This window comes from Gemmobacter sp. (assembly GCF_046292685.1).
Lineage (GTDB): Bacteria > Pseudomonadota > Alphaproteobacteria > Rhodobacterales > Rhodobacteraceae > Wagnerdoeblera.
Genome location: NZ_JBKBQM010000018.1, coordinates 33,662 through 42,820, shown reverse-complemented (window position 1 = coordinate 42,820; position 9,159 = coordinate 33,662). Strand labels below are relative to the sequence as shown.

Annotated in this window: 9 protein-coding genes; 2 read left to right on the top strand and 7 right to left on the bottom strand. The window is 69.0% G+C overall.

The features are described 5' to 3' along the window. Positions 1 to 41 precede the first annotated feature (41 nt). Both ACK4S2_RS07185 and ACK4S2_RS07180 read right to left on the bottom strand, forming a co-directional pair. Complete coding sequence (locus ACK4S2_RS07185) at positions 42 to 275, bottom strand: hypothetical protein (RefSeq protein WP_409622185.1); 234 nt, start codon at positions 273 to 275, stop codon at positions 42 to 44. Between the two features lie 95 nt (positions 276 to 370). Next, on the bottom strand, positions 371 to 1,018 hold the full coding sequence (locus ACK4S2_RS07180) for a pyrimidine 5'-nucleotidase (protein WP_409622182.1): 648 nt from the start codon (positions 1,016 to 1,018) through the stop codon (positions 371 to 373). 81 nt (positions 1,019 to 1,099) lie between these two features. Here ACK4S2_RS07180 and ACK4S2_RS07175 point away from each other — a divergent pair, with 81 nt between their 5' ends. Beyond that, positions 1,100 to 1,765: a GntR family transcriptional regulator gene (locus ACK4S2_RS07175; protein ID WP_409622179.1), complete on the top strand. Its 666-nt coding sequence runs from the start codon at positions 1,100 to 1,102 to the stop codon at positions 1,763 to 1,765. Here ACK4S2_RS07175 and ACK4S2_RS07170 read toward each other — a convergent pair. Both ACK4S2_RS07170 and carA read right to left on the bottom strand, forming a co-directional pair. Further along, positions 1,684 to 3,852 (bottom strand): glycosyltransferase, encoded by a 2,169-nt coding sequence (locus ACK4S2_RS07170; protein ID WP_409622176.1) that lies wholly within the window; start codon positions 3,850 to 3,852, stop codon positions 1,684 to 1,686. The two genes, ACK4S2_RS07175 and ACK4S2_RS07170, sit on opposite strands and share 82 nt — an antisense overlap. 75 nt (positions 3,853 to 3,927) lie before the next feature. Beyond that, positions 3,928 to 5,088, bottom strand: a complete 1,161-nt coding sequence (carA, locus tag ACK4S2_RS07165; protein ID WP_409622173.1) for a glutamine-hydrolyzing carbamoyl-phosphate synthase small subunit — start codon at positions 5,086 to 5,088, stop codon at positions 3,928 to 3,930. A gap of 158 nt (positions 5,089 to 5,246) precedes the next feature. Between carA and ACK4S2_RS07160 the strand changes: the two genes are divergently transcribed. Further along, positions 5,247 to 5,711, top strand: coding sequence for a GatB/YqeY domain-containing protein (locus ACK4S2_RS07160; protein ID WP_409622170.1), 465 nt, complete (start codon positions 5,247 to 5,249; stop codon positions 5,709 to 5,711). Between the two features lie 18 nt (positions 5,712 to 5,729). On the opposite strand, the gene ACK4S2_RS07155 is transcribed toward ACK4S2_RS07160, so the two are convergent. The 3 genes from ACK4S2_RS07155 to ACK4S2_RS07145 all read right to left on the bottom strand — a co-directional run bounded on the left by ACK4S2_RS07155 (position 5,730) and on the right by ACK4S2_RS07145 (position 8,896). After that, positions 5,730 to 6,221, bottom strand: a complete 492-nt coding sequence (locus ACK4S2_RS07155; RefSeq protein ID WP_409622166.1) for a DUF2244 domain-containing protein — start codon at positions 6,219 to 6,221, stop codon at positions 5,730 to 5,732. Between the two features lie 75 nt (positions 6,222 to 6,296). Beyond that, a complete protein-coding gene (ctaD, locus tag ACK4S2_RS07150) occupies positions 6,297 to 7,970 on the bottom strand; it encodes a cytochrome c oxidase subunit I (RefSeq protein WP_409622163.1) in 1,674 nt (557 codons plus the stop codon). Positions 7,971 to 8,608: 638 nt separating this feature from the next. Further along, positions 8,609 to 8,896, bottom strand: a complete 288-nt coding sequence (locus tag ACK4S2_RS07145; RefSeq protein ID WP_409622160.1) for a hypothetical protein — start codon at positions 8,894 to 8,896, stop codon at positions 8,609 to 8,611. Positions 8,897 to 9,159 lie beyond the last annotated feature (263 nt).

The window sequence follows — 9,159 nt, the reverse complement described above, 5'->3', positions numbered from 1 at the left end:
GTCACGCGCGGCAAAAGGAAAACCGGCCCGCTTGCCGCAGGTCAGCCCCGGGTGATGAGGATCAGAAGCACGAACATCACCGGCACCATCGCCAGCGCCGCCATCGACAGCACCGCAAGGCCCCAGTTCACCGTGGCGATGATGAGCAGGCTGAGCACGCCGACGATCAGGTAGAAGATCGAGTCGGGTTCGCGCTGGATGTCGGTAAAGATCGTTCGCAGCACCGGCAGGCGGAACAGCAGCGGCGGGCGGGCGGGGATGTCGGTCAGGGCCATCGGCACCTCCTTGGAAAAGATGATTCCCAGATGGCGCTTATGCGCCGCAACCGCCATCGGACCCGATGCCGCAGTGCGGCAGGCCGCCGCAGGGCTCAGGCGCTGAGCCGGCCGAGAAAGCCAGACAGGTCGTCGGTATGGTGGTGGATATGCGGCGCAGGCTCGGGCTTGGGCGCCACATGGACGGTGCGCATGCCCAGGGCATGCGGCACGGCCAGGTTGCGCGGGTCGTCCTCGAACATCGCGGCGGCGGCAGGCACCAGACCGTCAAGCGCGAACACCGTTTCGAAGGCGCTGCGTTCGGGCTTGGGGCGGAACGCGGCATGTTCCACGCCGTAGACCGCATCGAACAGCCCCGAAAGGCCGCGCGCGGCAAGCACCCGTTCGGCGTAGGGGGCGCTGCCGTTGGTGTAGACGATCCGCCGGCCCGGCAAGGCCCGGATGCGCGCGGCCAGCACCGGATCGGGCGTCAGCGCATCCATAGGGATGTCGTGCACCTCGACCAGATAGGGCCCCGGGTCGGCACCGTGTTCGGCCATCAGCCCGGCCAGCGTGGTGCCGTAGGTGCGCCAGTAGTGGCGGCGCAGGCGGTCGGCCTCGGCCCGGGCGACGCCCAGGGTCTGCTGGACCCAGGCGGTCATCCGCCGCTCGATATGGTCGAACAGCCGCGCCGAAGGCGGGTAAAGCGTGTTGTCCAGGTCAAAGACCCAGGCCCGGACGTGGTGAAAATCCTGCGCGGTCATGCCGCAGGCATAGGCCCGGTCTGCGCGAAACGCAATGCTGCGGCTTGAACCGGCCCCCTTGCGCGGTTAGCGTGCCCGATCATGAGCGCACAGGACAAGAAACCCCCGCCACCGCCCCAGAAGGATGCCTACGCCTTGATTCTGGAGGCGATCGACAGCGGAACCTATCGGCCCGGCGACCGCCTGGTCGAATCCGAGCTGGCCGACAGGTTCGGCGTGTCGCGCACGCCGGTGCGCGAGGCGCTGCAGCGGCTGGAAACCCAGTCGATGCTGGCGCGCGACGGGCGCAGCCTGATCGTCGCTTCGCTGGATCACAACCAGCTGGCCGAACTTTATGTCGTGCGCGCCGAGCTGGAAGGCCTCGCGGCCCGGCTGGCCGCTCAGCACGCCAGCGCCGAGGAAATCCGCGTGCTGCGCAGCATGGTCGAGGAGGACCGCAAGCTGCTGGGCGACCCGGGCGCGCTGTCGCGCGCCAACCGGCGGTTTCACAAGCAGATCCACCTTGCGTCGCACAACCGCTACCTGGTGCAGCAACTGGACCTCGTGCATCGGTCGATGGCGCTTCTGGCCTCGACCTCGCTGGCGGCGGAAGGGCGCGATTCGGCGGCACTGGCCGAACACGAGGCGATCATCGCCGCGATTGCCGCCCGCGATGGCGATGCGGCCTACGAGGCGTTGCGCACCCATATTTCGCGCGCCTTCGAGACGCGCCTGAAGATCGACGCGGGCGAGGTGCGCACCCGCTGACCGCGCCCGCGCGCGGCGTCGGCGGCCAGCAGCGCAGGGTCGGTCTGCGCCAGCGTCCGGGCGATGCGGGCGGCGGCGGTTTCGCCCGGCGGCGCGCCGCGGAAGGGCCAATGCGGCAGGGGGCTTGCGGTTGCGACGGGCGCTGCGGCCGGGCCCGCCGCTTCGGCCGGGATGGCGGGTGCGACGGGGGCCGGCGCAGGGTCTGCGGGGTCTGCCGCGGCCTCGGCCAGGTCGAAATGGCCGTGGCTGGTCTTGGCCCAGTAGAACGGGTTCGTGAACGCCTCAAATATCGCGCGCCAGCCGGCGATGGCGCCCAGCGGATGATAGATGTGCAGCAAGGGCGCCCAGAGCCACAGCCCCTTGTGCCGGGTGCGGGCCAGCCCGACCACGGCGCAGGCCACCACCAGCGCCTCTGCCAGCAGGAACAGCCCGATCAGCGCCGGCAGCGCCCAGTCGGGCAGCACGGCCCGCGCCGGATGCGGCAGGCCGGCCAGAATGGCCCAGAAGCTCCACATCACCGGGGCCAGCAGCACCTGGCTTTGCGCGCCCAGAAACACCACCTGATAGCCGAGGAACCCGCGCCACCCCAGATCGCGCCACAAGGCGCGCGGCGCCCGCATGTGGACGAACCAGGTCAGGATATGGCCCTTGATCCAGCGCGAGCGCTGCCTGACCCAAGGGCGCAGGCGGCAGTTGGCTTCCTCGTGCGTGGTGGTGGGCAGCATTTCGGTGCGCAAGCCGTGGCGTGCCAGCCGCACGCCCAGGTCGGCATCCTCGGTCACGTTGTGGGCATCCCAGGCGCCCACCCGCTCGATCGCGTCGCGCCGCAGGAACAGCGTGGTGCCCCCCAGCGGCATGGGCCAGCCCAGGCGCTGCAAGGCGGGCATCACCACGCGGAACCAGCTGGCGTATTCGGCAGTGAACAGCCGGGCAATCAGGTTGGTGCGCGGGTTGTAATAGTCGAGGCAGCCCTGCAGGCAGGCCACGTCCGGGCCGCGTTCGGCAAAGCGCTGCACAACCTTGCGGATCTGGTCGGGGTCGGGCGCATCCTCGGCATCGTAGATGCCGATGATCGAGCCGCGGGCGAAATCCAGCGCATAGTTCATCGCCCGCGGTTTGGTGGTGATCGGCCCGTCCGGCACGGTGACCACCCGCATCCAGGGGGGCAAGCGGCATTCGGCCAGTGCCGCGCGGGTTTCGGCATCCTTCGCCTCCAGCACGATCATCACATCGAGCAGCGCCCGCGGATAGTCGAGCCGACCAAGCCGCTGCAGCAGCCGCGGCGCGATGCCGGGTTCGCCGTAAAGCGGCACCAGGATCGACACCACCGGCAAGCGCAAGGGCAAGGCCGCGGACGGGGCGTCGGCCCGGCGGCGCCGGTCGGCCCAGGCCCCGGCCAGCGCCAGCGCGCGCACCGCCGTGGTGGCCAGCAGCGTCAGCACCAGCCAGACCAGCAGCAGCGCCAGCATCGCTTGCGGTGCCGCCACCACCAGAACCGCCGCCGCCCCCAGCATCAGCGGCAGGACCGGCCCCTTGAGGCTGTCGGGCCAGCTGCGCGCGCTGAGGTGGCGGGGCACGCAGGCCTCGGCGGCAAGGCGCAAGGGCAGGCTGCGGGCCTGCGCCAACGCTGCCTGAACCGCGGCCAGGGGCGCATGGGCCGGGACCAGCGGGCCGAAGGCGGATTCGAGTTCGGCGGCGATGCGCGGCCAGGTGTCGGGGCGCGCGACGGCCACCTGCACCGCCCCGGCCACCCGGCGCAACGGCACCACCCCCAGCGCCAGGCACCGGCGGGCGCCCAGCCGGTCGATCAGCCGCGGATCGGGCGGATGTGCCAGGGGGTCGGCCACCGGCCAACCGGCCCCTTGCGCCACCGCCTGCGCCAGGACCGCCGGGGCGACCTGGGGCGAACGGTCCAGCACCTCGAGCAGCGGCAGGCGCGCCGCGGCGGCCTCGGCCTGCAACAGGTGCAGGTCCGGCGGGCGCAAGGCGCCGATGGCCAGCAGGCGGGCCGAAAGCGCTGCGTCGCCCTCTGGCCGCACCGGCGGCGCCCGTCGTGTTACCACTGATCGCCAGTCCGTCGCCAGCATGCTGCCCCCTGTTCCGGGCAGCATCGCGGCACGAGGTTAATGGCGCGTTAACGGCACGGCCGCGCGCGCCAAGGCTCAGGCGGCGCGGCGCGCCCGCATCGCGGCAGCAAACCGTTCGAACAGGTAGTAGCTGTCCTGCGGGCCGGGGCTGGCCTCGGGGTGATACTGCACGCTGAACACCGGCCGGTCGGCCATGCGGATGCCGCAGTTCGACCCGTCGAACAGCGAGACATGCGTTTCCAGCACGCCGGCGGGAAGGGTCTGGCTATCGACCGTGAAGCCGTGGTTCATCGAGGTGATTTCCACCTTGCCGGTTTCGACGTCCTTGACCGGATGGTTGGCGCCGTGGTGGCCGTGGTTCATCTTGACCGTGCGCGCCCCCAGCGCCAGCGCCAGCATCTGATGGCCAAGGCAGATGCCGAACAGCGGCAGGTCGGCCGCCAGCACGCCCCGGATCATCGGCACGGCATAGGCGCCGGTTGCGGCCGGGTCGCCGGGCCCGTTCGAAAGGAACACGCCTTCGGGGTTCAGCGCCAGCACATCGGCCGCCGTGGCCGAGGCCGGCAGCACCGTCACCTCGCAGCCGGCGCTGGCAAGGCAGCGCAGGATGTTGCGCTTGGCGCCGTAATCCACCGCCACCACCCGCAGGCCGGGGCCCTCGCGGCGGCTGTAGCCGGCAGGCCAGGCCCAACGCATCTCGTCCCAGCGATAGGACTGGCCGCAGGTCACATCCCTGGCCAGGTCGAGCCCGACCAGCCCCTTCCAGGCCCGGGCCCGGGCCACCAGCGCCTCGATATCGAAATTGCCCGAGGGGTCGTGCGCCAGCGCCACATGCGGCGCCCCCTGCTGACGGATCGCCCGGGTCAGGCGGCGGGTGTCGATGCCGCCGATGCCGATGCGGCCGTGGCGCGCCAGCCAGCCGGGCAGGTCGCCGGTGCTGCGCCAGTTCGACGGCTCGGTCGGATCCCACTTCACCACCAGGCCGGCCGCGGCCGGGGTTTCGGCGCTTTCGTCGTCTTCGGGGGTGACGCCGACGTTGCCGACATGCGGAAAGGTGAAGGTCACGACCTGGCCGGCATAGCTCGGGTCGGTCATGATTTCCTGATACCCGGTCATCGCGGTGTTGAACACCAGTTCTGCCACGCATTCGCCTGTGGCGCCGAAGCCATGTCCGAAGAACAGCGTTCCGTCGGCAAGCGCCAGGCAGGCGGTCGGGCGGGGGGCAGCGTTGGGCATGGGCGACTCCGGGATAAACGGGCGGAACCTATGCTTGCCGCCGTCTGGGGTCAAGCCCTGGCGTCAAATGCGTTTTCCATGCAGATCAACGGGTTGCCAAGGTTGCCGGAAAGGCGGCGACGGGCTATTCTGCCTGCACAACCGACCGGAGACGACCCATGCCCCTGCGCGACCGCCTGAGTGCCGCCTTGAAGGATGCCATGAAGGCGCGCGAGGCCGAGCGCACCTCGACCTTGCGGCTGATCAATGCCGCGATCAAGGACCGCGACATCGCTGCCCGCAGCGCCGATGGCGGGGCCGAAGACGGTGTCGGCGATGCCGAGATCATGGCGATCCTGGGCAAGATGGTAAAGCAACGCCAGGAAAGCGCGCGCATCTACGAGGAAGGCGGGCGGCTGGAACTGGCGGAAAAGGAACTGGCCGAGGTGCGCGTGATCGAGGAATTCCTGCCCCGGCAACTGACGGCGGCCGAAATCGCCGCCGCGATCGATGCCGCCATCGCCGAAACCGGCGCAGGTTCGATCCGCGACATGGGGCGGGTGATGGCGGCGTTGAAGGCGCGCCACACCGGGCAGATGGATTTCGGCGCGGTCGGGCCGATGGTCAAGGATCGTCTGGCCTGACGCGCCGCCCCGGCGCGCTCAGCGCAGCGCCTGAAGGCGCTGCCTCAGCTCGGCCGCCAGGGCGACGCGTTCTTCGGGGCTGAGAAAGGCGCCCAGCTCCACCTCGCGCGGGCCGCCTTTCAGCGTCAGATAATCGGGCACCGGGCCGCCTTCGGGGTGCAGGCGGACCTGCACCCAATAGGGGTTGGCCTGCCAGCTTTGCGGCGGCTTGCGCGGTGCGCGGTGCACCAGTTCCAGCTTGTCGGGCGACAGGCGCAGTTCCTCGGTCAGGTCGGCGGCATCGCGGTAGCTGCGCATCAGTCCGACCCACAACCCCCAGACCGCCAGCACGAAGAACGGCAAGAGCCCCCATAGCACCGGCGAGCCGATCACCGGCAGCAAGGGCACCAGCAGCATCGCCGCCGCGAACCCGATAGTCAGGACGAACCCCTTGCGCGGCAAGGAACGATAAGGCCAGGCCCGCAGGGTTTCGGGCGTATCGGCGGTGGCAGCAGTCCAGGTGTAAGGCATCGATCCCTCCTCCACCCTATACGAAAGGGAAAAGGCCCCGGATTGCTCCGGGGCCTTCGATCGGGTGCCGATGCCTCAGTGGGCGTGGCTCTTGTCCCAGTCGGACTGCTTGGGCAGCTGCTCGAACGTATGCTCGGGCGGCGGGCTCGGCAGGGTCCATTCCAGGGTGTCGGCGTGTTCGTTCCAGTAGTTCGCCCGGGATTCACGCTTGCCGGCGAACAGGGTGTAGAACACGATGCCGAGGAACAGCAGGAACGAGGCGAAGGCGATGAAGGCGCCGATCGACGAGATGTAGTTCCAGTGCGCGAAGGCCTCGGGATAGTCGATGTAGCGGCGCGGCATGCCCTGACGGCCGAGGAAGTGCTGCGGGAAGAACGTCAGGTTGGACCCGATGAACATCATCCAGAAGTGCAGCTTGCCGGCCCATTCCGGGTATTGGCGGCCCGACATCTTGGCCATCCAGTAGTAGACCCCGGCAAAGATCGCAAACACCGCGCCCAGGCTCATCACATAGTGGAAGTGCGCCACGACATAGTAGGTGTCATGGTAGGCGCGGTCGATGCCGGCCTGGCTGAGCACGATGCCGGTGACGCCGCCCACGGTGAACAGGAACAGAAAGCCGAAGGCCCACAGCATCGGGGTTTCGAAGCTGACCGACCCCTTCCACATGGTGGCGATCCAGCTGAACACCTTGACCCCGGTCGGCACCGCGATGACCATCGTGGCCAGCATGAAGTAGCTTTGCTGCGTCAGCGACATACCCACCGTGTACATGTGGTGCGCCCACACGACAAAGCCCAGCACCCCGATGGCGACCATCGCATAGACCATCGGCAGGTAGCCGAACACCGGCTTGCGGCTGAAGGTGGCGATGACGTGGCTGATGATGCCGAAGCCCGGCAGGATGATGATGTACACTTCCGGGTGGCCGAAGAACCACAGGATGTGCTGATACAGGATCGGGTCGCCACCGCCCGAGGGGTCGAAGAAGGTGGTGCCAAAGTTGCGGTCGGTCAGCAGCATGGTGATGGCGCCGGCCAGCACGGGCAGCGACAAGAGGATCAGCCAGGCGGTGACAAAGATCGACCAGGCGAACAGCGGCACCTTGTGCAGGGTCATGCCCGGCGCGCGCATGTTCAGGAAGGTGGTGATCATGTTGATCGCCCCGAGGATCGACGAGGCGCCCGAGACGTGCACCGCAAAAATCGCAAGGTCCATCGAGAACCCGTCCTCGCGCGTCGACAGCGGCGGATAGAGCACCCAGCCCACGCCCGAACCCATCTGCCCGTTGCCGCCCGGCGCCAGCACCGAGGCCACGGCCAGCGAGGTGCCGGCGACGTAAAGCCAGTAGGACAGGTTGTTGAGCCGCGGGAAGGCCATGTCCGGCGCGCCGATCTGCAGCGGCATGAAGTAGTTGCCGAAACCGCCGAACAGCGCCGGAATCACCACGAAGAACATCATCAGGATGCCGTGCGCGGTGATCATCACGTTCCAGATGTGCCCGTTGGGCGTGCAGTCGGCCGTTGCCGCCGCCGTCAGCCGCGCGCCTTCGGCGCACATGTACTGGACGCCGGGGTGCATCAGCTCCATCCGCATGTAGACGGTGAAGGCCACCGAGATCAGGCCGACGAGGCCCGCGGTGAACAGATAAAGTATCCCGATGTCCTTGTGGTTGGTGGACATGAACCAGCGGGTGAAGAACCCGCGGGTGTCATGGTCCCCGTGACCGTGGATGGCTGCGTCGGCCATTGGTTGCTCCCGTTCCGTTGTGTCGATGCGTCGGGGAATCCCCCCCGCGCGCGCCGGTTCCCGCATCCGGTTCTAGAATGTGACCGTTTCCGGGGCAATGCCGGACTTTGATGCATGTCAAATTTTGCACACCGAAGCAGGCGGTTGGCAGCGTCATTCTGTCGCAGGGGTTGCGCCGGCGGGGCGGGCGCCAGGCGTCCCGGCACCTTCGGCGCCGCCGGCGCGGGGCTGCGGCGCTGCGCCAGACGGGCGGCAAGGGCACCCAGGGGGCGCTTCGGCGCGACCGCGCGCCTGCGGCCGCGATCGCTGCCGGCCGGTCAGGCCAGCAGCGGGGCAGCGGGTGGCAAGGCCGGGGCGGCTGTCGCGCCCTCCGGCGGCCTATCTTCAAGGGCGCCGTGCAACCGCCACGGCGCTTCGGTCACCGTGGGCAGTTCCATCCGCGCCCCGGGCAGGGTCGCCCTGGCCGAGGGCCGGCGCGGCAAGGCAAAGTGCGGCAAGGCCTGTGCGCGGCATACGCAAGGACATTCCACATCTGCCTGCCCGCCGCATGGGGCAAGCATCTGTGATTTCCAACTGCGGCTTGCGCGTCAGTCGGGCGCGCGCCCGCTTGTGGGGCGCGCGCCAGCGGTTTCGTGCGATCAGCGCACCGAGATGGTGCTGCCGGTGCCCTGGAACACGGTCACGGCGACGGTCTCGCCCGACTCGATGCCGTTCAGCGCGCGGTCGCGCGGGGTCAGCACTTCGGCGGCGTTCAGGTCGATGCTGCCGCTGGTGGTCAGCGTCACGGTTTCGGCCGGCAGCAGCGCGAGGTCGGCGGGGGCGACGAACAGTTCCGCCGGTTCGGCGCGGGTCACGCCAACATCCTGGGCGACGGCGGCGCCGGTCGACAGCAGGACAACGGCGAGGGTGGCAGCAATGCGGTTCATGGTCTTCTCCTTGGTGGGCAGGCCCCTGTGGCCTGCGTCTGGATCGTTCAAGATCGTGAGCAAGAGATGGTCCACCCGGGCCCCGGGTTCAACCGCAAGACCTGTGCGCTGATGCGTTGGTCGCTCTGCGCTCGTGCGGAAAACGCAATTTCGTGAGTGCCTTGACGGCAGGTAGGCGCCGCCCAAAGGCAATGCCTTTGCCGCGCTTGCGCCTGCTCACGGCGGCGCAAGCGTTGTCGCTGCGTCAATTCACAAGAAAGTGC